Source organism: Streptomyces sp. NPDC002328, from assembly GCF_042890065.1.
Classification (GTDB): domain Bacteria; phylum Actinomycetota; class Actinomycetes; order Streptomycetales; family Streptomycetaceae; genus Streptomyces.
In genome coordinates, this window is the sequence record NZ_JBIARQ010000007.1 from 230,159 (window position 1) to 253,182 (window position 23,024).

Here is a 23,024-nt window from a genome sequence, read left to right on the forward strand (position 1 = left end):
CCCCACCCCCCCCCCCCCCCCCCCCCCCCCCCCCCAACCCCCCCCCCCCCCCGCCCCCCCCCCCCCCCCCCACCCCCCCCCCCCCCCCCCCCCCCCCCCGCCGGCCCCCGCCCCCCCCCCCCCCCCCCCCCCCCCCCCCCCCCCGCCGCTGCCGTCCCGGCGTCGTCATGACGACGCCGGGACGTCGTCACCGGCCCGCGCGGTCCGCGTCCCGTGGCCCGGCGTTCTCGTCGCTCTCGTCGTCGGCGTCCAGTTCGGCGTCGAGACCGTCCTCGCCGTCGTCGGCGTCTTCCTCGTCCTCGTCCTCGTCGTCCAGTTCGTCGTCGAAGACCGAGCTGACGTCGAAGCGGCACACCACCTGCTGCGGGTCGGGCTGTTCGAACGGCGTCTCCAGCCAGTCGCCCGGGTCGGCCGGTTCCTCGGCGGCCACGACCCAGAGCGTGGAGTCGCCCTCCTCCAGGCCGAACTCCTTGTGCCGGGAGGCGATCTCGTCCGGCTCGAACTCGCCGAAGAGGAGCCCCAGCGCCCCGTGGATCGTGCCGGAGGCCTCCGTGTCCGTGCCGACGCCGTCGTACTCCGCCGCCTCCACCCGCTGGGCCTGGGCCAGCAGCCGCTGCGGCTCCGCCACGGCGTAGTCGCGGCGGATCAGCACGCTCAGCCCGTTCGGTTCCTCGGGACCCGCGTACGGCGGCAGCGCGTCCTCCGCGGCGGGGATCTCGAAGGGGGTCACCTCGTCGTAGCGGTCGTAGAGCAGTTCGTCGTACGCCTCTGCGGCCGCGGCCAGCTGGTTGAACGCCTCGTAGACGGCCTGGTCGTCCTCTCCCGTCCTGCGTTCGACCGCGGCCAGGTGGCGGTCGAGCGCGGTCTTGACCGCCTCGGCGGCGGCGCGTACCTCGGCAGCGGTGGGCTGCGCAGCATCAGACATAGTGCAGACGCTATCCGTACCGGGCCCCAGCCCGCACAATAGATGCGATGCCGGAATACGAATTTGTCGACGTGTACGTACCGCGCGGGGTCTCCCGCAAGGAGGCGACACGTCTGCTGACGGACCATGCCGAGTACGGAAACTGGGAGTTGCACCGTCTGAGCCTGCTGCGGGACGGCAGCCGCAGGGTGCGGTTGCGCCGGCGGATCATCCGCCAGGTGCGGGCCACGTGGTGACCCGAGGATGACGTGAACGGAGCGGGCCCCGCCGAGGCGGGGCCCGCTCCGTCGTACGCGGTGCCACGGGTGGGCCGGCTACGCCGAGGGGCGCGCCTTGCGGTAGAGCACCGCGCCCGCGAGCAGCGCGCCCGCGCCGGCGGGCAGGGCGAGGCCCAGCGGGAGTTCGCTGCCGGTCTCGGCGAGCTGCTGGGTGGCCTGGCCGGCGGGCTGGTGGGCGACGGACGAGCCGGCCGGGGTCACGCGCTGCGGCGTGGACGGCGAGCCCTCCGGGGTGGACGGGTTGGACGTGCCGGGGTTGGTCGGCGTGCCGGGGTTGGTCGGCGTGCCGGGGTTCTGGTTGCCGGGCTCGCCGGACGGCGGCTGCTCCTCGCCGCCGGGAGGCGTGCCGTAGTCCCAGCCGGGGGCGGGGCGGCTGTCGTTGTCGCAGCGGTTGCCCATGGTCGGGTTGAGGATGCCGACGACGTCGACACTGTTGCCGCAGACGTTCACCGGCACGTGGACGGGGGCCTGGACGTGGTTGCCGGAGCCGACGCCGGGCGAGCCGGCGGTGTGTCCGCCCGCGTGCGCGCCGCCCGAGCCGCCGTACGCGCCCGAGCCGCCGTGCGCTCCGGAACCGCCGTGACCGCCGTGGCCTCCGTGACCGCCGCGTCCACCGCGGTCGTCGTGACCGCCGTTTCCGCCGTGGCCGCCGTTTCCGGAGTGCCCGCCGTGACCGGAGTGACCGCCGTGGCGTCCCTCCGACTTGCCGCCGCCCTTGCCGCCCTTCCCGCCGGACCTGCTCTCGCTCTGGTTGGAACAGGCGTTGCCCATGGCCGGGTTGAGGAGACCGACCGCGTCGACGGTGTTGCCGCAGACGTTCACCGGCACGTCCACCGGCACCTGGACGGTGTTGCCCGACAGCACGCCGGGCGAGTTGGAGGCGAACCCGTTCGCACCGGAGTCGGCGTGGGCGTAGCCGCCTGCGGCGGCGATCACGCCCGTGGCTGCCGCCACGGTCATGAGGCCTTTGCGGGTGACCTGTCGCATGACTGAATCCCTGCTTTCTTCTTTCGAATTCCTCGGCGATTGCGCGCTGCCGGGAGAAAAGACCGGTAGGCCCCGGAGCGCGGGTGTGCGCTCCGGGGCCGACGGTGTGGACGACCCCTCAGTGGGTCGACGTCACTTGTTGACGCAGGCGTTGCCGAAGGCGGGGTTCAGCAGCCCGATCACCGAGATCGTGTTGCCGCAGACGTTCACCGGGACGTGCACGGGCACCTGGATGACGTTGCCGGAGGCAACGCCCGGGGAGTGCACGGCGGCACCCTGGGCGCCCGAGTCGGCGACGGCCATGCCCGCGCCCGCGAGAACCAGCCCACCGGTGGCGGCCGCAGCGGCGACGACCTTCTTGATCATTGTTCCTCCTTGTTGGCAAACCTTGTTGGCAAACCGTGTCGGCAAACCATTTCGGCAAAGCGATCCCGAGCAGCGGATCGCATCACCAGTAACGAGGAGGAATTAGTGGGGCTACGCGCTTATCGGCGCATTCACTCGTCTCAGTCGCACCCGCACACACGGCCGAATGCTGAAGTGTCGTTTCGCCGGGATGATTCAGGGCGGAATCAGGTGGATTCAGGGGGGGAGGCGTCAGGACGCGTCGATGAAACGGTCGAGCACCCGGACGCCGAACTGGAGCCCGTCGACCGGCACTCGCTCGTCGACGCCGTGGAACATGCCGGCGAAGTCCAGCTCCGGCGGGAGCTTGAGCGGGGCGAAGCCGAAGCCGCGGATGCCGAGGTCGTCGAAGGACTTGGCGTCCGTGCCGCCGGAGAGCATGTACGGGATGGCCTTCGCCGTGGGGTCCTCGGCGAGCAGCGAGGACTGCATCGCCTCCACGAGCGCGCCGTCGAAGGTGGTCTCGACGGCCTTGTCGGCGTGCACGTCCTCGCGCCGGACCTTGGGGCCGAGGATGCGGTCCAGATCGGCGAGGAACTCCTCCTCGTGGCCGGGCAGGAAGCGTCCGTCGACGTGGGCGGTGGCCTCGCCGGGGATCACGTTGACCTTGTAACCGGCGCCGAGCTGGGTGGGGTTGGCGGTGTTGCTGAGGGTCGCGCCGATGAGCTTGGCGATGCCGCCGAGCCGGGCGAGCGTCGACTCCATGTCCTCCGGGTCGAGCGGGGTGCCGAGGGCGTCGCCGAGCTCGTCGAGGAAGGCGCGGGTGGTCTTGGTGACGCGCACCGGGAACTTGTGTCGGCCGAGCCGGGCGACGGCCTCGGACAGCTCGGTGATGGCGTTGTCCCGGTGGATCATCGAACCGTGGCCGGCGGTGCCGGCGACGGTCAGCTTCATCCAGTGCATGCCCTTCTCGGCGGTCTGGACGAGATACAGCCGGCGCTCCTCGCTCACGGTGAACGAGAATCCGCCGACCTCGCTGATCGCCTCGGTGACGCCCTCGAACAGCTCGGGGTGGCGGTCGACGAGGTGACGGGCGCCGTAGGTGCCGCCCGCCTCCTCGTCGGCGAGGAACGCGAGCACGATGTCGCGCGGCGGCCTGCGCCCCGAGCGGAGCCGGTCGCGGACGACCGCGAGGGTCATCGCGTCCATGTCCTTCATGTCGACGGCGCCCCGCCCCCACACGCACCCGTCGGCGACCTCGCCGGAGAAGGGGTCGTGGGTCCAGTCGGCCGCGTTGGCCGGTACGACGTCCAGGTGGCCGTGGATGAGCAGCGCGGGCCGGGACGGGTCCGTGCCCTCGATGCGGGCCACCGTGGAGGCGCGGCCCGGGTGCGACTCGAAGATCCGGGGCTCCAGACCCACTTCGGCGAGCTTCTCGGCGACGTACTCGGCCGCCTTGCGCTCGCCCGGACCCGAGTGGTCGCCGTAGTTGCTGGTGTCGAACCGGATCAGATCCCGGCAGAGGTCCACGACCTCGTCCTCGCCGGTGACGCCCCTGCCCGTGTCGTCCGTCGCGCTCACGCTGCTTCCTCCCGCTGTCACTGCTGGTGGTCCCCCTCATCCTCCCCCTCCCCCGCCTCATGCCCAAGACCGCGCCCGCCCCGCCACACACCGTTCACGCCGTGCCCGTCGGCCGCGACCGACGGGAGGCCGGGCACGGTGGCCCAGGACGCCTGTGATCGGGCACGGCCGCGGGCCTGGTAATGTTTACCTCGTCGCCGCGGGGAGAACCCGCGCGACAGACACCTTGTCCGGGTGGCGGAATGGCAGACGCGCTAGCTTGAGGTGCTAGTGCCCTTTATCGGGCGTGGGGGTTCAAGTCCCCCCTCGGACACTGCACGGGACGTTCGCGAGATCGTCCCGAAGCGTTCACGAATTACCGGTCGAGTCATGTGACTCACCGGTAATTCGTCGTTTCTGGGGCCTCGAGCCTCGTGATCGGCCCGATGCAGGGGTGAGGCGGTGGCGGTACAGGTCCTGCGCCCCTCACCTGCGGAAACAGGGCATGCCTACGCGACGGCTGGTAGCCGTGGCGCAGGCATGTGGGGTTTTCAGGGGGCGGAGCGCGGCGGAGGTGTGTCACTCGCGTGGCGGCGGCTCGACCTGCTCGGCCGGAAGCGGTCGCGCCAGGGGCGGGCCGGAGGGCTCACCGGGTTGGATTGCGGCGCTCTGCGGGCTGGCTTTGCGGGGCTGGATGCCCTGGTCGCGGAGGAACCGTCGGATGGCTCTGAGGTTCGCCACGAAGATGATGACGGCATTGAGCAGGGTCTGTGCGACGCGTCCGTGCGGCAGGCGGAGCTGGGGGTTGTCGATGCTGTCGAGGGCGGACTTCTTCAGGTTGCCGTTGCCGCCCTCGTTCTGACTGCGCAGTCCGGACCAGGCTTCCTGCCACAGAGGGGTGAACAGGGGGTATTTCTGCCGCCACTTGGCCAACACGGTGCCCGGGACGGTAATGCTCTTCCCCCTGCAGATGTCGGGGTAGACGGGGGTGTCCCGCTTGGGCTTGGGGATGGTGGGCAGGGCTGCCGGGGTACGCACGGTGGGGGCGTCGAGGTCGACGACGGTGGACGGGCGTGGCTGGGGCCGGCGATAGCAGGTGACCGTGGCGTGCGGCCCGAGGGCGGGGCACTGCCGACGCTGGTCCCCTGCGGGCCCGTACTCCTTGATCTTGGTCTGGTAGTCCTTCCGGGACTGGACCAGGTTGAGTGCGTGGGCGCGGTCCTCGTCCGTGCGGCTGTCGATGTACGTGGCGCCCGCAGTGATGAGCGGGGTGGGCATCAGCGGGCAGTAGAACTCGCCACCGACCAGCTGCATGCCGCGGAACTCTCCCTGCCGGTCGACCTTGTCGTCGTTGTAGTGCTTCACCGCGTTGAGGCCGAGTTTGAGCAGCTGCAGATGCAGGTTGTGAGGCTTGGCCTGGGTGATGCCCCGGTCGGCGCAGAACAGGTCTTTGACCAGGCCTCGTTCGAAGGCCGGCTGGATGGCGCGCAGGGCGGCCGGGCCGGGTTCGGTGCCCGGGGTGTGAAGGATCATGCCGAGGCAGACCGCGGGGTAGGCGCCGGCGAGGTCGCCATGGCCATGGCCCGGGAACGCGGCCATCATGGCGTAGCGGAACTCTCTCTTCTCCGGCGCCTTGGCTTTCTTCTCCTGTCCCGACTTGGTCTTGCGAGGCACTGGCTTGTTTGCCGTGCCGCGCCGGGTGCCGGTGTTCGTGGAGGCCGCAGCTTTGCCGCTGGGCGACTTCTTCTGCGTTCCTCCCTTCACGTACATCCCGGCGGTGATCTCAAGCGAGGCCCGGTCCTGGTGGTAGTCCGGCTCTTTGCCCCAGACCGGAACCGGAGTGTCGTCGACCGAGATGTGGCCAGGCCACCGAGCGAAGTCGCCGCGCCGGTAGGAAGCCATCACCGGAGCGAGAATCAGATCCTGGGCGATGGCCTCCAGGTTGCGCACGGTCTCCTGGTTGGCGAGGGCATTCCACTTCCGTCGGATCTTCTTGGCCTCGCTGAGCGACAGTCGCTTGCGGCGGTCGTGTGGTGCCGGGTCGAGGCGCCGGGTCATCGAGGCCCAGGACCGGTAGACGCGCTTCGACGTCGCGTACTGGTGGTGCGCGACCCGGTCGATTTCTTCTCGGGTTGCGCCCTCGCGGATGTGCAGGTCGACGTCGGGGACGTCAAGGAGGGCTTTGGACCCTGGAGACAGGGCGAAGAAGAGCGTCTCCCATGCGTCGTTGATGTTCGCGCTCTTGCCCATGTACTGCGACAAGATCAGGCCGATCAGCACTGTGCGGAACGGGAAGCCCTTCGGGCCTGGCCGGAGCTCGTTGGAGGGAAGGCGTTCCAGTACTCCGCTGAGTCGCACGAGGTCGAAGACCTGCCTCACAACGCGGTCGTTGAGGGTCCGGCCGGGGGCCTGCGGTGCAGGGCGTAGGGCTAGGCCGGTACGCCGGCAAGGTTTGTCCTCCGGGTTCTTCCTGCTCATGCCGCCCCCCGCAACAGATCGGACGCCTCCGCTTCGGGCACGTCGTAGAGGAAGACAAGGTAGCGCGAGAGGCTGTGCAGGGTCCCGAGCCCCGACGCTTTGAGGATCACCTTCAGCGGAATACCTGCATTCAGCAGTTCGACGAGCCAGGTTGTGCGCAGCCGCTGGGTCTGCAGCACTGCACCGTCACAACGGCCGATGATCCGCGGGTACCTGGCCAGCCAGTCCGATGCGATGTGCTTGCTGGTGCGGTCCTGCCAGTCCGGTCGGAAGGCGTACGCGTCTGCCGGGATGTGTTCGCGTGTTTGGCGGCCTCCCTCGACCGCTAATCGAGGGAGGCCTGCTTGTTGGGTTAGGGTCGTCCTCGGGTGGATCAAGCGGCCCGGGATGACAGCACGGCCCGGAACATTCCCGGTGCCACGTTTTCCACCTCGCCAAGTTGCTTCATACGGTTGAGGGTTTTTCCTACGGATGAGCGGACCGTCGCGTCCGCTCCCGGGCGCACCGCCGCCGCGATATCGGTGATGGACATTGCCTCTTGGGCGGCGCACAGGAGTGTGAGGATCGCATCGCGCATGCTTCCGTTACGCGGTGGCCCCAGGGTCCGAGTGCCCATGCCCGGGCGCGCATCTTCGGACGAAGGATCCTCGTCGGCGACAGAAACTTCAGGCGGACCCTCCCTGGAGGGTTGGGCGGTTCCCGCGTCCTCGCCAGTGTCCGGTGGCTCTTCGCGGACATCGGTGGATTCGGCACCCTCGCGCATCATCGCGTACGCAGCTTCCAATGTCGCCAACTCGCCGCGCAGTGAAGTGATCAGCTCCTTCACGGCATGCCGGGCCTGGCCGATGTAGACACCCTTGTCTGACGCAGATGCGCTGGTCTGGTATCCCGCCATAGCGAACTCCTAAGGAAGGCCGCTGCCAGTGTAGGGACGGCACACTGTGGCACGCACGCCATTCCTGTGAGGCGCTATCAAACGGTCAGCAGTGCGCTCAAGCACGGCAAGTCCGGTCGGGGTTATCGCAGGAATCGACCTGTCTTGACGAAGAGTTGGCTCGCCGGGTTCGAGCGATGCCGCACCGGAACTGTGAGACGTGCCATCGCAGAATTCTGACCTGTGGATTCTGTCGAAGCTCCCGGTCTCCGGGAACGTTTGAGCGTTACGGTTCCTTCATGGTGGATGGCAAGCATCTGTCGGCGACGGAGGCCTTGGCGTCGGTGACGAAGGCCCTGGATGTTCTAGTTCTGGCGTATGACCGGGGGGAAGTTGGTGTTACCGAAACCGCCCGGGAGCTCGGTATCTCACGTTCCACCGCACACCGCATCCTGGTCACCCTGCAGCGCACAGGTTTCCTGCGTCACGATCCTGGCCAGCACGGATACTCAGCGGGTCCGCAGCTTGTGCGCATGGGACTGGCCGCGATCGCCAAGCTGGACGTCCGACGACAGGCGCGCAGACCCCTGGAGGAGCTCTCCGAGAAGCTGCAGGAGACGGTGTGCCTGTACTCCCTGGATGCGGCCGTCGTCCGACTACTCGACGGAGTCGAGTGCCGGCATGTCCTGCGCGTCAGCGTTCCGCTCGGACAGGAGCTCCCCGCCCACGTCACAGCGGCGGGCAAGGCTTTGCTCGCACTGCGCGACCCGGCAGATGTACGCGCGGAACTCCCGGCCGCGCTCCCTGCCACGGCGGCAGGAAGCATCACTGAGTGGCCACTGCTTGAGCTGGAGTTGGAGGAAGTTAGAGCCCGGGGATGGGCGGCAGACCTCGAGGAAAGTGCACACGACCTGCACGGCGTAGGCGTGGCCATCCGCAACCGCATCGGGGAACCGCTCGCCGCGATCTCCGTGTACGCACCCGCCGTACGTCTGCGTGAACAGGACATGCCAGCGATTGCCACGGCCCTGCAGGAGACCGCCACCGCGATCGCCAGGGCAGAGTGACAGCGGGTGCCGAGGTGCCGGGCCTCAAGGCCCCAACGTGATCCGCCCGTCCGGGATCCACCCCTCCAGGTATCCCGTCAACAGCACATCCACATCTGGCAGATCGCACAGTGTGCACAACTCCTGCCACTGCTCAGGCCCCGCCCAGCGTGTCGCTCCCCAGGGCTGATGCTCCGGCGGAGCATCAGCCGCAGCGAGACGAAAGATGTGTCGGTGTGAGGTCTCAGGAGATGCTTGACCGTTTGTGCTCTGGACATGGTTGACACGTTCGACTGAACGTCGGCCATCCCCCGACCACCGATGCTGCAGGGCTGCTTCCGTCGGTGACGTGGATGTTCAGCAGTTGGCCGAGTACCGCTACCGGGCTGTCCGCGAGGTGCTCGGTGGGTCCCCGATCGGTGAAGTCGCGGCCCGGTACGGCACCTCGCGTCAGACGTTGCACAGCTGGCGGCGGCGGTTCGAGCAGGAGGGCATGCCCGGACTGCTGGATGGCTCCCGGCGCCCGCGGAACAGCCCCACGCGCCTCTCTGCAGAGGTTGAAGCCGAGATCTGCGAACTGCGTCGCCGGCATCCCCGGTGGGGTGCCCGCCGGATCTCCCACGAACTGGCTGCCCGCGGGTTGGAGTCGGCGCCTTCGCGGGCCACTGTCCATCGTGTGCTGTCCCGCAACGGCCTGGTCCGCACCCAGGAACAGCAACACCCGCGCAAGTACCGCCGGTGGCAGCGCGAAGCGCCCATGCACCTGTGGCAGATGGACCTGGTCGGCGGGGTGCCGCTGGCCGACGGGCGGGAGTGCAAGATGGTCACCGGCATCGACGACCACTCTCGTTTCGTCGTGATCTCCTCCGTCGTGGCCGTGCCCAGTGCCCGCGCGGTGTGCTCGGCCTTCACCGCCGCGATGCGCCGTTACGGGGTGCCCTTCGAGGTCCTGACCGACAACGGCAAGCAGTTCACCGGCCGTCATACCCGCCCCCAGCCAGTGGAGGTGCTCTTCGAGCGCATCTGCCGGGAGAACGGCATCACCCAGCGGCTGACCAAGCCGCGTTCACCCACCACCACGGGCAAGATCGAACGTTTTCACCGCACCCTGCGCGAGGAGTTCCTCGATCATGTGGCGCCGTTCGAGTCGCTGGCCGCGGCCCAGGAAGCGATCGACGGCTGGGTGCACGCCTACAACCACCAGCGCCCGCACCAGGCCCTGAGCATGGCCACCCCGGTCAGTCTCTTCCGTCCCCATGCTGCCGTCCGCGGCAGTGACCAGCATCCCGAACAGGCCGTCGCCGAGCCGGAGTTGTCCATTGAGGTCGTCGAACCGCCCGTCCTGCCCCCGCAGGGCACCGCGATCGAGTTCGACGTGCGGGTGCCTCCCAGCGGCGAGATCACCCTGGTGACGGGTAGGCAGCGAGTCGGCATCCACCAGGCACTGGCCGGCCGGACGCTGACGGTCTGGGCGAATCACCGCAGCGTCCACTTCCTCCTCGACGGGCACCTCGTCACCACGGTCCCGTCCCGGCTGCGGCCGGAGGACCTCGCCTACCTGACCATGCGCTACGGAGCCCGTCCGGCCGGTCCCGAGCCCGCACCCCCGGCCCTGCCCAGGGCCCGCAGCGGCACGGCCATCCTCGCCGCCGGCGAACCCGTCGAGGTCGACCGCAAGGTCCATCGCGACGGGATCGTCTGCCTGGCCGGCGGCCGCTACCAGGTCGGATTCGCCCTCGCCGGCCGCACGATCACCCTCCGTCTCGACGGACACCTCATGCACGCCATCGCCGACAACGCCCTGATGGGAACGTGGCCCTGCCCCGTTCCGGCCGACCGTCTGGGGCAGATCGACGGGTCACGGACGGCGACGTCCCCGCTGCCGCCTCCGCCCCTGCCTGCTGGTGCTATCCGGGCCCAGCGCAAGGTGCATGCGAGCGGCCGCTTCATGATCAACGGCCAGTTCATCAAGCTCGGCCCGCGGCATGCGGGAAAGATCGTCACCGTCGTCATCGAGGACACCCACTACCGGATCCTGCACGGCGAGGACGAACTCGCTGTCAGGCCCCGCAAGAACCCCGGGCCGATCACCAGGCTCTACGTCAAAGGCATGGGCACCCAGAGGGACCGTCATGGATCTCCTGACGACAAACCGTCAAGGAAGTCCTGAGACCTCACATCGAGAAGATGAACACGTGTGCCTCTCGACGGCTCCGGCCTACGGGCACAGGCACCTGAGCCCAGCGGCATCCTTCAACAGCGCCCTCGCGCACCGGCATCGCGCCGACCGCATCGCGGAGTACGCGCACTGCCGCCTCACGGTAGGTTTCTGTGGCTCGGACGGATCCTGAAGGGAGTACCCATAGGGGAAGAGCTCCAGACAGGTCGTTTGCCACCAGGGCAAGCCGTCCGTCCGAGCTCAGCACCGCGACGAACACCACCCGCCGCATCCTGGGAGGCGGCACGGCAGGGCGCCCCGAACTCTCGGAAGCATCCAGAAAAACAGGCACTGTCCGATCCTGACATGCGGCCGCTTAACCGGCCACTCGTGTCCTGGATCGACGCGAGTTTCATCTCGGAGCTCGATGCGACGAATCTGGTCCGCGTCTGGGCAGCGGCCGGCCGCACGGCTACTGCAGCGACCGTTGCCTGCGAATTGTGCAACGACCTCCGGTGATGTCGCTGTTTACCGAATTAAGCCTCAGAGCGGCGTCCTCCAGTTTCATCTCCAGACGCTTGGTCTGCTGCCCCACCGTAACCACGAGTTCCATTTGGGGTCTCGCGTACAGAGGCGAACGAAGCCTCACTATCCCGGATGGGTCTGCTCGAGCCGGCAACGCCGGCTCAGATCGGTCTTGTGTCCCGGAATGCGGTTGAGGTGGGCAGGGCCGGCGAAGGCCGGGCTCGTGCCGACCCGCCGCTACAGATAGCGCGCGGCCCGGGCCACGCCCGCGAGACACTGCAGCACTCCGTCTGTGCCTTAAATGGCCGCCCGAAGGCCGCGGGAGCAGGTGCTCCCGCGGCCTGCCTCACGGTTCTACGGCCAAGGCCAGTGGCCCCAGCTCGCCGCCCCGAGCACCAGGGACGCAACTGCTGCACCGGCCACAATCGCGGGCGAGATGTACACCGCGAAGACGGTGCGGCCGCCGACCAGCAGTTGTACGTTTGCGCGCCGTACATGGGCGGACGTCGACGACGGCGCCTCCGGGCCCCAGACGTCATCCGCGGGGCCATGCCCGGGTGGCTGCTGGCTGGAGCCTGTGCCATGGTGTGTACTCACCAGTTGTCCTTTCGCATGAGCACCGCCGCCGTCTCCCTGGCCGCCAAACCTGAAGAAGACGGTGGCACGCGACATTCGGTCCCCCCGGGTTCGAGAGGACACAAAAGGGCCCCACCAGACCTAGGCATGGTGGGGCCCTCATTGATGACGCGACCGTATCGGAGGCGCAAGGAGCGAGGCAAGTTGACCCTGCGACTCGTGCCCTGGCGTCAATGGCCAGACATTCACGGGGAGTTGTACCGGTACTGCGCATGCACAGGTCAGTGCCGCGCGAAGCCCACACCGGCACCCCCGATGACGTCACCAACGGTGCTGAGGGTGATCAGGCGTTCGCGCTCGCCTGCTTGCGGCGTCGAAGGAGGGCCAGCACCGCGATTGCAGCGAAGGTCATCCACGCCTTGCCGAGAATCTGGCCGGGCAGGTACTCGACGGAACCGAAGGCCAACTTGAGGAAGAGGAGGCTGTCTGCGAGCAGGCCGACGGCGTTCGAGGCGAGCATCGCGATCAGCAGGCCGCGCTTCCGGAGAGGCTCGTAGACGACGAAGTCCATTGTCTCGGCCACCGCGAAGGCGGCGGCTGAGGCGCCAGCCAGCGCCGGGTCAGCAAGGAAGTACGACAGGATGGTGCCGACGGCTATGGCCGCGAGAACAGCACCACGGCCGGCGGACTCACGGGCGAGGTCCCGAAGTACCAAGGCGAGACCCACCATGTAGACGCCGGCAGGGGCGGCGTAGCCGAAGCCGACGGGAACAGCTCCGAAGTGGGTGACGGCAAGGTTGGCGGCAGGGATGGTGGCGACGTAGGCGACGAGGGCCGCGATACCGGCAGGGGCGGGGACGTTCACGGTCTTCTTTCTGTTTCAGTGATGTGGTGGTTTGCGCCGATACCACGCCGTGGACGGACAGCGAGGCGAACGCCCAGACAGTACAACCCAGGCCACTGACATCGGCACGGCTCCTGGCCTTGGAGAGTCTGTCTGGGAATGAGTGCACTGCTGGCAGCATATGCAGACCAGGGCGGCATGAGTCGGCTACATGCGGGCGCACCTGGGAGCGCGCCTCGGGCATGCACTCGCAGGTCAGGCGGAGGTCGTTCCCCAGCGGTCGCGCGAGCGTCGTTGCTGTGCACGGCTCGCTGCGATGGCGGTGTCACCTCTGAGCAAGACGTTGTTTCAGCCGTAATCTGCGGCGCGATGCACTTAGCGAACCAACCCGATAGATCCACTTAGTCCCCATTAGACGAGTATGCGGCGACCGTAGGGAGACGCCGCAGGGGCACCTACTCTCCAGTATCGAAAATGCATGCGAATTCCCGATCTACTCCGTCGACTGCGTTGTCAGTGGATGCGCTTAAGCTCGTGCCAGTTGTTAAATCAGCAGGTGGGGGGCGAGCAGACGGATGTCTTCGGGCTTCGCGGTTGGACACCTCGTCGAGTTCACGGGGGCTCCGGGCATCGGCCGGGTTGGCGCCATCGACGGCGAGATGCTGCGCGTCGACTTCTTCGAATCAGTAGCCGAGGAGGTCGTCCACTCTCAGCGTGTGCCGGCGAGCAGCTGCTGGCGTGCCAAGCTCGAAGCCGAAACGCGGGTCTACTGGCGCGAACCGAGCACCGGAGATTGGCTCGCGGGCCGGGTCACGGGGGAGCGTCTCCCGGAATACTTCATCCAGGTCCCCAACAAGAAGTGGAACGAGAGCGCGAACGAGTGCGATCTCCGAGTGCGCTGGGACCGCCCCGTTCGTGACCCCCTCCAAGTCCTCACGAGTGGTGGTAGCGAGTCGGGGTTCTTCCGCGACGCTCGGCTTCCCTTCCTGCGTGACCTCGTTGCCCAACGAGCTGCCTGCGCGAACATGGCTGCGCTGCTGTCCTCGGCTGCCGAGGTCTTCCCACATCAGATCCGCGCGGCAATGACGGTGCTCACTGATCCAGTGCAGCGATACCTCATCGCAGACGAAGTAGGCCTCGGGAAGACCATCGAGGCTGGTTTCGTCATCCGGCAGACTCTCCTGGACGATCCGCAGACACGAATAACGGTCGTTGCCCCCGAGCCACTGCGGCGCCAGTGGGACAAGGAGCTCCGCAACAAGTTCTTCGTCGACGACTTTCCATCGGCCCGAATTGTGATCACGTCTCACGAGACGCCGGAGAAGTGGTCCGCGTACCACGACAGTGCACTTGTCGTCGTGGACGAAGCCCATGCACTGGTACAGAACGCCGATGAGGGCCTCTCGCCCTACCGGGAACTAGCCGCCCTGGCGCACTCCGCACCAAGGCTTCTGCTCCTGTCCGCGACCCCCGTGACTTCGCACTACACCACTCACCTCGGCCTGTTGCACCTGCTCGACCGCGACCTCTACAGCTGGGACGACCGCGAAGCTTTCGAGCACCGTTATGCCCTACGAGCCGAGTTGGCCGACAGCGTCTACGCCCTGGATGCCACATTCACCTTTCTGCTGAGGTCCACGCTCGACGACATCCGGCGGATCCTTCCCGATGACCCCCGATTTGAGCACCTTGCAAAGCGGATCGTCGAATGTCTCACTGAGGACGATGACCTCCGCGATGAAGTAGAACCCGATGAGCTCTCCCTGCGCGTAGAGGAGCTGCGGGGCCACATCAGCGAGACGTACCGTCTCCACCGCCGGGTGATCCGACACCGGCGCGACCAGGTGGAGAGGCCCGAAGACGATTCCGAAGAAGGCGAACCCTACGCTGTCCGCGGGCGGAAGCTCTCGGACGTCATCACCCTGCCGTCCACCTTCGACGCGGTCGAAGCCGCCCTTACGGAGTGGCGGATTGGCGTCTCGAGTTCCTTGCTCGATGCCGGGCTTGAAGATCAGACCACCGCGTACGCCCGCATCCTCGGTGTACTCACGTCCAGGACTGGTGGGCCTTTCGACGACTTCGTCGACGCCCTGCGCTGGCGGGTCCGCAGAGATGCCGAGGCGGCGCAACGAGCCGGTCTTAGTGCCCAGGAGCAGACCATGCTCGCCGCGCCCACTCTCATCCCTGCAGAGGTGGAAGCACTCGACGAGCTAGAGAGGCACCTCGGCGAGGCAGAGGGCAACCAGCCGCTCAAGGCGACGGTCAACGCCCTCATCCCAATTCTGAATCGCGGTGGACGCATCGTTGTCTTCTGCGGCCCGGGATTGCTGGCGCACCAACTTGCAGCGCGCCTACGGCGGTTGTCTCGTACAGCCTGTGTTGTGGAGCACACCGCACAAGCCGGAGCGGTGGCTTCAGAGGATGCGGTCACGAAGTGGCGTACGGCGCCGGGCACGTCCGTCCTTGTCGCCGACCACACCGCCGAGGATGGGCTGAATCTTCAGGTCGCGAGTGCCGTCGTTCACATGCGTCTGCCGTGGAACCCCAACCAGCTCGAACAACGGATCGGGCGGGTTGACCGTTATCCCAGTGGCGAGTCCGTCAGCCATCTCGATGAAGCCAGCCAGTACGTGGTCAGCGCAAGCGCCGAGGATGAAGCCCTTGGTACGGCGTGGCTGAACCTGTTGCGTGACGGCTACGACGTCTTCTCGAGGTCCGTGTCGACACTGCAGGACGCCATCGCAGAAGGCCGCGACGCTGTCTGGAGCGACGCCCTACGAGATGGCCCGTCCGGGCTCGCGTCCTCTCAGCAACGAGTTCAAGACCAGCTCCGCGAGGCGCGCCAACAGATTGAGAAGATGGACATGCTCGAAGCCATCTACCTTGATGTCGATGGCCGAGACAGCATGGTCAAGAACCTCAGAGGGCTAGAACTGGAGTGGAGGGAGATCCAGCGCGGCGTCTTCCGGTACACAAGCGCAGGATCTGGTGGTATCAACATCCGCCACTACGAGCGCACAGCCGGCAAGAGCGTCTTCGACCTCGCAGGGTCACGGCCGCAGGTGCCGCCGCGGCTCTACGTGGCGCAGACCGCGGCGCTGGATCCTGCAATGGCCCAGGGGACGTTCAACCGGTCCAGAGCCCTGCGTGATCCTGGCACAAGGTTGTTCCGCATAGGCAACCCCTTCATCGACGCGCTCGCCGCGTTGAGCGACATCGACGAACGTGGCCAGGCCACTGCCTACCAGCGCGTGGACCCCGGCCACATGGGTGACCCGGAGCCCTACTTCGGCTTCGACTTCCTGGTTGAGGCCGACGTCTCCGTGGCGGCAGAGGTGATGGCCAACCGGGAAGAGGTGAAACGGGCGTTGCAGCGCCAGGCCGATCTCCTCCTTCCGCCGTTCACGCGCAGAGTGTGGGTGCGGGCTGGAAGCGCCGAGGCGCTGACGCTGGCCTCGGCGCTCGAATGGCTGAACAAGTCCTACGACAAAGAGTGCCAAAACCTGAGTGGCCAGCGGATTCGTGTCCTCATCGACGTCTTCGGTGGCTGGTCGGAGTTCCGCCATGCTGCTGAGAACGCCGAGAAGGTCGCACGCGACGAACTCTTCCGCGTCACTGACCTGAAGGCACTCTGCGCCGAGGCCCAGGAACGCGGTCGCCGGCGACTCACCGTGACTCGGGCGCAGGCAGAGGCCCGCAGGGCTGCCGGTCGTCTCCTGCGTGAGGACGAAAGCCAACTGACAGACGTGAAGACCGCCGGTCTGCTCATCGACGGCCTCATGCAGCCCAGCGTACGGCTCATGTCTGCAACCTGCGTTCTCCGCGCTGGGAGAAAGGGGGCACAGGTAAGTGCGTGACAGTTGGATTGGTGCACAGCAACTCTTTGACACCTGGCCGTTCGTTGTCCCGACGCCGGAGGAGCCGGAGTACAGCGGCACATTGCGACGGCTCAAGGATGCCCTCGACGGCCTCGCTGAACAGACGGCCTCGTGGCGTGACGTGGCAGCATTGACACGGCAGATTCTTCTGGGAGCTCAGGCCAGCGGAAACACCTATGGTCTCTCAATTCCACCTGGCGCACCGCTGCCCACGCGAGAACAGTGGGAACAGATGCACTGCCATGCGCTCCCGGACAGCCGTCGCGTCTTGGTCACAGCCCGGCCGTGGCATCCTGGCGGGGAAGATCAGAAAGCTGACGAAGCAGCCACGTACGACTTGGAGCAGGTCCACCTCGGGGAAAGCCTCCAACCACAGCTTGAGTTGGAGCCGTGTCCAGCTGACCCCTTCTGGATCCGTGCTCTCGGCAGCCGTTACGCCCAGTACAAGTCAATCGGGCAGCGGCAAGCTGCGCGCGCTGTGGCACTCGCAGAGCCTGGCAGCACTGTCATCGCTTGTTTGCCCACTGGCCACGGCAAGACCGCCCTCGTACAGGCTCCGGCTCTGCTCGCAAGTAACCGTATCGGCGTCACCTTGGTCGTAGTGCCGACTGTCGTGCTCGCGTTGGACATGGAACGTCGTGCCCAGGAGTTGCTGAACAGCCGCGGGCGACGAAGTCTCTCCGGCCGCTACGCTTACATCGGCGGCCTCGACGAGAACCTCAAGCAACAAATACGAGAAGATATCCGAACAGGTAAACAGCGGCTAGTCTTCACGAACCCTGAATCACTCGTTTCTGGACTTAAGTCTGCGCTGGAAGATGCTGCCGAGGCAGGTCACCTTCATTACTTCGTCATTGACGAGGCCCACCTCGTCGAGCAATGGGGCGAAGGCTTTCGACCTGAGTTCCAAACCATGTCCGTCCACCGTCGGACCTGGCTGAGCGCAGCACCACCCGGACGCGCACCCGTGACGGTCTGCATGAGCGCCACACTCACCGAGCAGCAGGTAACCACGCTCGAGAAACTCTTCGCAGACCCCAAGCCAGCCGAGATCGTTTGGGGCGCCCAGGTGCGCCATGAACCCAGCTACTACATCGATGCCTTCACCGACGAGGAGCAGCGCACCGAGGCAATCCTTCGCGCCGTCGACCGTCTACCGAAACCACTAGCTCTGTACGTGACAGAGCGGAAAGACGCCAAGGCGTGGCTCGACCGCCTACGCACAGCCGGCTTCGCACGAGTAGCTGACGTCGCAGGCTATTCCAGCCCCGACGAACGCCGAAGCGCAGTGGAAGGCTGGAGCGGCCGTTCCGCTTCCGGCCCTATCCCCACCCGGTACGACATCGTCGTAGGAACTTCAGCCTTCGGCCTGGGTGTAGACCTACCCGACGTCCGCAGTGTGGTGCACGCCTGCCTGCCCGAAACCGTCGACCGCTACTACCAGGAGGTAGGGCGCACAGGCCGGGACGGACGTCCGTCCGTGGCCTACCTGGCGTCCGCCCCCCGGGATGAGCCCGTTGCCGAGGGCATCAATCGGCAAGCAATCATCGGTGCAGACAAAGCGTGGTCGAGGTGGCGGTGGATGTGGACGCTCAGGGACAAGACATACCCACGTCAGCGTCACTACCTCGTCAACCTTGACTCCATCCCGGACAACGTCCACGACACCTCGGAGGCAAACCGCGACTGGAACATCCGCACCTTGAACCTCATGTTGCGCGCCGGGCTCATCGGTCTCCACGTTCCTGAGCCGCCCCAGCGACACGACGACGAACCACGCGCAGCCTTCCAGGAACGCCTCGACCGGTTCTACGAGGTGGCATCCACGCATGTGGACGTCACGCTCGAAGACACTCAGACCAACGACGAGGAGCACTTCCGGACTCGGTTCGAAGCGGAGCGCCGGCGCTCAATCACCGCGCAGCGACAGGCCCTATCCGATCTCCGCACCCTGCTACGCGGTGATCGATGCACAGGCGAGGTTCTCCGCACTTACTACCGGGTTCAGCAAGGTGGCGCCCCACTGCTGACGGGGGTGAATTGCCGAGGCTGCCCCAGTTGCAGAACGACAGGCCTTCCGCAGGAGAACGGCTTCTACAAGCTGGCCGGAGACCCTCATCCACTGGTTCCAGCCCCTAGGCGGACCAGCCGCGATCCACTCCGAAGCATGCGTGGCACCGCGTCCTGCCTCAGTTTGTGGTGGGGGACCGAGACGGACCGTCAGGTCAAGGTGCCTCGGCTGCTGGAGATGTTGGCCCTTCGTGGCATGAATGTGATTGGTGGGCCAGGGATCACCCCATCTCTAGCCGAAGCTCTTCAGGAGGATGTGGCACCGCGGCCGATCATCTGCGACACCGACGCAGATCTGCTCCGCTTCTACGAAGGCCCCATCGTCTGGGTTCTGGACGATGATCTGTCACCGATGGACCGGGTGCTCAGGTCGCGGCTTGACTCACCAGATGTGACCTACTTGATCCACGCGCGAAGTACGCCGGATCCGAGTCGCCCAGGCCTGGCCTTCGGTGCTCTTCATGCTCAAAGTTTCTCCGTACAGACCGCGTTGGAGTCGTTCTGATGGCCCTGATCAACGTGGACGCCTCGCGCCCCGACCCCATGTGGGCAGTCGTCCGTCTACTGGCCCATTCGAAGAAGCCGGTACCACTCAACGGCGCCCGCGCTCTGCTGAGTCCACCGACCCTCGCATCCGGTGACAAAGACGCGTCGGAGATGTTCAACAAAGCCGTCAAGACGCTGCGGGAGCTCGGGCTGCTCCACGTCGCCGAATCCACCGGTGAGCTGACGCTCATGGGACCCGCTGAGCATCTCGACGGCCAAGACTGGGACGCATTCGCGGCTGCGCTGCGCAGCGCCGTCTTTGCACCTGAGCGCAACAGCGGCTTGGGGGACAACGATGAACAGAGGGAATCCCGAGACCTCACGCGTGCCCTGGCATGGTTCCTCACGCTAGATCCCATGGGCCCTGCTGTGGACTGGGACCAGGCGCAGGATCTCATGAAGGAGACCCCTCTCAGACCCGAGGCGGGACCGGCTGTCGTGAACGCCGAGCGATGGCGACAGTTCTGCGACTGGGCCCCCGCGCTAGGGCTCGCAGCACGACCACTCCTTGCCGGCGGAGGTGGCAGTCGATTGGTACCCGACTGCACCGCAGCGGTCAGATACGTCATGCAGTGCCTATGGGAGCCGGGCCGCCAGGTGAATGCCGTAACAGCCGTCCGAAGCGTCCGCGAGCACTTGCCGGTACTCTCCAGCGGCCAATACTCCCTGGCTCTCCACCTCCCCAACCCCGGTGACCGTGTAGCGGGCCCTGCTCTCTCCTTTGCGCTGCTCCGCGGTAACGACGAGGGCTGGCTGCGCCTAGAACTCGATTCCGATGCCGCATTGGTGCTGCAGGTGAGCGATCCAGAGCAGCCCTCGAGTCCTCGCTACGTAAGCGACATCACGATCCAGGAGGCCCCCAGTGCCTGACTTGCGCGGAAAGGTCTGCTGGGATCCCGCAACGGCCGCCAATACCATTAGCGTTGAAGCCATCTCGCCATCTGCGGCCGTGTTTCGGGCCACTCATGCGCCGTTGCGGATCCAGCGAGCGCGGCTCGACGGCCGGCAACTCGTGCTTGAGGGTCAGCCGGTCGACGAGCGGACGGTTCTTCACGACTTCTTGAATCATGAGTCCAACAGCGGTGCACTCCTTATGCCCATCGTGGGCGAGTCCGGGTCGGGAAAGTCTCACCTCGTCAGATGGGTCCGAGAGCACCTCGAACTGGTCGACAACGGGCGCCGTGATCGCGAGATCATCTACCTTGAGAAGCACAGAACAAGCCTCAAGGCAGTGGTGCAAAGCCTGATCGCCAAGGCAGATAGTGATGAACTGAAGCAACTCAAAGCGGAGATCGACAAATTTACCGCTGACATCGACGCATCAGTGCTGGCTCGGCGGCTGATCCACTCCCTCAACGAGACCCTCGTAGCCGAGACCGGCCGCGGCGTCTCGGGGCCGGCGCGGCAACTCTTCGGCCCTCATGGTCTCGGAGCACTCCTTGACGATCCGCACGTCAGCGAATTCATGCTCCAGCCCGAGAAGTTTGTTCCACAACTGGCCACGTACCTCCTACGAGACCGCACCAAGGGTGACAAAGATCGCCCGCCGAAGTTCACAGTTGATGATCTCCCGCTAGACATCACAGATGTCAGCAAGGCTTCGGCGCTGGCCAAGAAGTGGGTACAGATTCTCAGCGCCAAGGCCGAACTCCAGGAGATCGCGATCGACCTCCTGAACGAGCACTTGGAGACTGCGATCAATCGCAGCTTCAACCTCGGCATGGGCCGCTTGCTGGAAGCGATGACCCTTGTCCGCGAGGAGTACCACCGACAGGGCAAAGAGATTGTTCTCCTCATCGAAGACTTTGCTCTCATTCAGGGTGTGCAGAAGGACCTGCTGGACGCCGTTGTCGAAGCCGCTCACCGTGAGGGAGCGACACGACTAGCCCCCATCCGGACCCTTATGGCGGTAACAACTGGCTACTTCCGTGACTTGCCAGAGACCGCGCTCACCCGTGTACAAGCAAACCTGGGCTACGCATATGACCTCGATGTTCCGTTCAGCGAAGAAGACACCGGTGAAGAAGCCATCGCTGCATTCGTTGGCCGCTACCTCAACGCAGCGCGCATCGGCAAGGATCAACTGGAACAGGTAGGCGGCGCCGAACCGCCGAACGCATGTGACACCTGCCCCCTGCAGCCCCGTTGCCACGACGCGTTTGGAGCATCAGCGGATGGATACGGGCTCTACCCCTTCAACCGCTCAGCCCTGACTCGCATGGTCCACTCCACCGCTTCGAAGGATGAACCCTGGGGGTTCGTCCCCCGAACGGTGCTCGGGAGTGTGGTACGACCAATTCTCATTGAGCACGCTGGTTCACTGCGGCGCGGAGAGTTTCCCGATGCGGCCTTCTCCGAAAGCTTCCCTACGGCTGACATCGACACAACGCTCGACACAGCCGTGCGATCGTTCATCGATACCAATGATCGGGTGGCCGGCCCACGGCGACAGCTGATCCTTGAGTTCTGGGGCGACGCCGCTGCTCAGGGCATCGAAATCGATCCCACGGTGTTGGAGGCGTTTGCTCTCAACCCCCTGGCTGCGGGAGTCCAAGCCCCTCCGCAGCAGCCACAACGTGAGGCTGAGCCTTCCCCCCAACGGAGCGCCACGCCAGGCACTGCCAAGACGGAAGACAAGACTTATCGCCTGTCCGTTCAGCGGAGCCTTCAGAACATCGAGGAGTGGGTGACCCGCGGCGACGATCTCAAGCAGGATCACGCCCGAGCCATCCGCACAGTCATCGCAACAGCGGTAGCGGAGCGGTACCGCTGGAACGCGCCGCTCATGCAGGCGCAGAGCAACGTGAAGGAGAAGGGCTGGCCGAATAACGGCACCGTCGTCAGCATCGAAGGCTCTGCGGTTGCAGGCATCACAGGCGCTGATAGCGCGCCGATTCAGTTCAAGCGAAGTGCCACGAACAGCAGGTTCTTCCAGAGCTTGATCCGTGCGCAGAACGGGTTGGACCAGGTACGCGGTGAGGACATCCGCAGGCTCGCGACCCTCGCCGAGCGGCACGCCGGTGCGCTGGCATCCCGAGTTCAATGCAACTTGGAGATCACGGACGACGACCTTGTCCTTGGCCTACGAGCGTCCGTTCTGGGAGCCGTTCTTGCTGGTCGCTGCTGGCCTGGCATGAGCATCGAAGAGCTCCTGGCGGCAGCGGTGGACGACGGCGAAGCTTGGAAGGGTACCGGCGTCATGTCAAGGCCGGACCGGTGGACCGCCGCCCTCAACCAGCACCTGTCGGCGCGCAGTGCCCTGGTGAAACGTATTCGTACCGGGATCGGCATCTCGCAGGGCAGCAGAGGAGCCGTGGGCATGATCGATGCAGCCCGGGCAATCCCTCTGCTGGAAGAGGCAACAGCCACCTGGGCGTGGGAAACGCCAACGGGCAGTGTCCCAGAGTGGGTGAAGCCCGCAGTCAAACCATTCGCGTCATGGTCCAGGCTGATCGACGGGCAAGTCACGGTGCTCAAGGACTGGCTGAGCGACATCCGAATGCGGCAACCCCGCAGCACCCCGGGGAACCACACCCTGGCCAGCATCAGAACTGCCGTCGACAGGGCAAGAGAGGTCAGTCTGTCGTTGCCCGCCCAACGAGCGCGTGAACTCGATGCTCTCCTCGAGCAGGCAGTTGCTGTGGAGTGGTCCACGATCTCCGCTCTGGAAGATGACCTGGCCCGGTGCTTCGACGACGATCGCCCTGAGGCGTCGCGTCTGATTGCGTGCATCCGCACGGCCGCCCAGGACCGAGGAGCTTCCATCGAAGTTATCCGGAACCTGCTTTGTGTCGCTGATGAGTGGCTTGATGAGGCACTGAAGGGTGCCGAGATGCGGGCGAGTTCTTCGGCCGCCAAGAGCGCAGCCGAGGGCGTGCAGGAACTCATTGCCGAATGGCATTCCCTGGCAGTCGAAGGGGCTGATCAACCGTGA

The 23,024-nt window shown here is 66.1% G+C and carries 16 protein-coding genes and 1 tRNA gene; 8 read left to right on the forward strand and 9 right to left on the reverse strand.

The genetic code is table 11. From position 1 onward, the window contains the following. Positions 1-187 precede the first annotated feature (187 nt). Entirely contained in the window at positions 188-925 is a 738-nt protein-coding gene (locus tag ACFYX4_RS20415; protein WP_389334793.1) for a hypothetical protein, read from the reverse strand. A 47-nt stretch (positions 926-972) separates the two neighbouring features. On the opposite strand from ACFYX4_RS20415, the gene ACFYX4_RS20420 reads away from it, so the two are divergent. Beyond that, positions 973-1,161 carry a DUF5703 family protein gene (locus tag ACFYX4_RS20420; protein ID WP_189936891.1) on the forward strand — a complete coding sequence of 63 codons (189 nt, stop codon included), beginning with the start codon at positions 973-975 and terminating at the stop codon, positions 1,159-1,161. Between the two features lie 78 nt (positions 1,162-1,239). Here the strand turns inward: ACFYX4_RS20420 and ACFYX4_RS20425 are convergent, their stop codons facing one another. The 3 genes from ACFYX4_RS20425 to ACFYX4_RS20435 all read right to left on the reverse strand — a co-directional run bounded on the left by ACFYX4_RS20425 (position 1,240) and on the right by ACFYX4_RS20435 (position 4,116). Further along, positions 1,240-2,190, reverse strand: coding sequence for a chaplin (locus tag ACFYX4_RS20425; protein ID WP_389334796.1), 951 nt, complete (start codon positions 2,188-2,190; stop codon positions 1,240-1,242). A gap of 132 nt (positions 2,191-2,322) precedes the next feature. Next, positions 2,323-2,556, reverse strand: a complete 234-nt coding sequence (gene chpH, locus ACFYX4_RS20430; protein WP_389334799.1) for a chaplin ChpH — start codon at positions 2,554-2,556, stop codon at positions 2,323-2,325. Positions 2,557-2,787: 231 nt separating this feature from the next. Then, on the reverse strand, positions 2,788-4,116 hold the full coding sequence (locus ACFYX4_RS20435; protein ID WP_389334802.1) for a M20/M25/M40 family metallo-hydrolase: 1,329 nt from the start codon (positions 4,114-4,116) through the stop codon (positions 2,788-2,790). 228 nt (positions 4,117-4,344) lie between these two features. On the opposite strand from ACFYX4_RS20435, the gene ACFYX4_RS20440 reads away from it, so the two are divergent. After that, positions 4,345-4,429: transfer RNA gene (locus ACFYX4_RS20440), tRNA-Leu, on the forward strand. A gap of 245 nt (positions 4,430-4,674) precedes the next feature. Here the strand turns inward: ACFYX4_RS20440 and ACFYX4_RS20445 are convergent. The 3 genes from ACFYX4_RS20445 to ACFYX4_RS20455 form a co-directional block, all read right to left on the reverse strand. Then, positions 4,675-6,573, reverse strand: a complete 1,899-nt coding sequence (locus ACFYX4_RS20445) for a hypothetical protein (protein WP_389334805.1) — start codon at positions 6,571-6,573, stop codon at positions 4,675-4,677. Next, positions 6,570-6,752 carry a hypothetical protein gene (locus tag ACFYX4_RS20450; RefSeq protein ID WP_389334808.1) on the reverse strand — a complete coding sequence of 61 codons (183 nt, stop codon included), beginning with the start codon at positions 6,750-6,752 and terminating at the stop codon, positions 6,570-6,572. The genes ACFYX4_RS20445 and ACFYX4_RS20450 overlap by 4 nt, the downstream gene beginning before the upstream one ends. Positions 6,753-6,946: 194 nt before the next feature. Then, positions 6,947-7,468 carry a hypothetical protein gene (locus tag ACFYX4_RS20455; protein ID WP_389334811.1) on the reverse strand — a complete coding sequence of 174 codons (522 nt, stop codon included), beginning with the start codon at positions 7,466-7,468 and terminating at the stop codon, positions 6,947-6,949. 278 nt (positions 7,469-7,746) lie between these two features. Between ACFYX4_RS20455 and ACFYX4_RS20460 the strand changes: the two genes are divergently transcribed. Then, on the forward strand, positions 7,747-8,514 hold the full coding sequence (locus tag ACFYX4_RS20460) for an IclR family transcriptional regulator (protein WP_389334814.1): 768 nt from the start codon (positions 7,747-7,749) through the stop codon (positions 8,512-8,514). A gap of 328 nt (positions 8,515-8,842) precedes the next feature. Continuing rightward, entirely contained in the window at positions 8,843-10,663 is a 1,821-nt protein-coding gene (locus tag ACFYX4_RS20465) for an IS481 family transposase (protein ID WP_389334817.1), read from the forward strand. Between the two features lie 4 nt (positions 10,664-10,667). On the opposite strand, the gene ACFYX4_RS20470 is transcribed toward ACFYX4_RS20465, so the two are convergent. Continuing rightward, complete coding sequence (locus tag ACFYX4_RS20470; RefSeq protein WP_389335211.1) at positions 10,668-10,943, reverse strand: NUDIX hydrolase; 276 nt, start codon at positions 10,941-10,943, stop codon at positions 10,668-10,670. Between the two features lie 1,152 nt (positions 10,944-12,095). After that, positions 12,096-12,617: a VUT family protein gene (locus ACFYX4_RS20475; protein WP_389334820.1), complete on the reverse strand. Its 522-nt coding sequence runs from the start codon at positions 12,615-12,617 to the stop codon at positions 12,096-12,098. 554 nt (positions 12,618-13,171) lie between these two features. Here ACFYX4_RS20475 and dpdE point away from each other — a divergent pair. The 4 genes from dpdE to dpdH are packed head-to-tail and all read left to right on the forward strand — an operon-like array spanning position 13,172 to position 23,024. Further along, entirely contained in the window at positions 13,172-16,453 is a 3,282-nt protein-coding gene (gene dpdE, locus ACFYX4_RS20480; protein WP_389334823.1) for a protein DpdE, read from the forward strand. After that, positions 16,446-19,049 carry a protein DpdF gene (dpdF, locus tag ACFYX4_RS20485; protein WP_389334826.1) on the forward strand — a complete coding sequence of 868 codons (2,604 nt, stop codon included), beginning with the start codon at positions 16,446-16,448 and terminating at the stop codon, positions 19,047-19,049. The genes dpdE and dpdF overlap by 8 nt, the downstream gene beginning before the upstream one ends. After that, positions 19,049-19,960, forward strand: a complete 912-nt coding sequence (dpdG, locus tag ACFYX4_RS20490) for a protein DpdG (RefSeq protein WP_389334829.1) — start codon at positions 19,049-19,051, stop codon at positions 19,958-19,960. The genes dpdF and dpdG overlap by 1 nt, the downstream gene beginning before the upstream one ends. Then, a complete protein-coding gene (gene dpdH / locus ACFYX4_RS20495; protein ID WP_389334832.1) occupies positions 19,953-23,024 on the forward strand; it encodes a protein DpdH in 3,072 nt (1,023 codons plus the stop codon). Before dpdG ends, dpdH begins: the two co-directional genes overlap by 8 nt.

Coding starts and splice junctions, on each gene's coding strand:
- ACFYX4_RS20415 (WP_389334793.1), bottom strand. CDS start 925: ATGTCTGATGCTGCGCAGCCCACCGCTGCCGAGGTACGCGCCGCCGCC.
- ACFYX4_RS20420 (WP_189936891.1), top strand. CDS start 973: ATGCCGGAATACGAATTTGTCGACGTGTACGTACCGCGCGGGGTCTCC.
- ACFYX4_RS20425 (WP_389334796.1), bottom strand. CDS start 2,190: ATGCGACAGGTCACCCGCAAAGGCCTCATGACCGTGGCGGCAGCCACG.
- chpH (WP_389334799.1), bottom strand. CDS start 2,556: ATGATCAAGAAGGTCGTCGCCGCTGCGGCCGCCACCGGTGGGCTGGTT.
- ACFYX4_RS20445 (WP_389334805.1), bottom strand. CDS start 6,573: ATGAGCAGGAAGAACCCGGAGGACAAACCTTGCCGGCGTACCGGCCTA.
- ACFYX4_RS20455 (WP_389334811.1), bottom strand. CDS start 7,468: ATGGCGGGATACCAGACCAGCGCATCTGCGTCAGACAAGGGTGTCTAC.
- ACFYX4_RS20460 (WP_389334814.1), top strand. CDS start 7,747: ATGGTGGATGGCAAGCATCTGTCGGCGACGGAGGCCTTGGCGTCGGTG.
- ACFYX4_RS20470 (WP_389335211.1), bottom strand. CDS start 10,943: ATGCGGCGGGTGGTGTTCGTCGCGGTGCTGAGCTCGGACGGACGGCTT.
- dpdE (WP_389334823.1), top strand. CDS start 13,172: ATGTCTTCGGGCTTCGCGGTTGGACACCTCGTCGAGTTCACGGGGGCT.
- dpdG (WP_389334829.1), top strand. CDS start 19,049: ATGGCCCTGATCAACGTGGACGCCTCGCGCCCCGACCCCATGTGGGCA.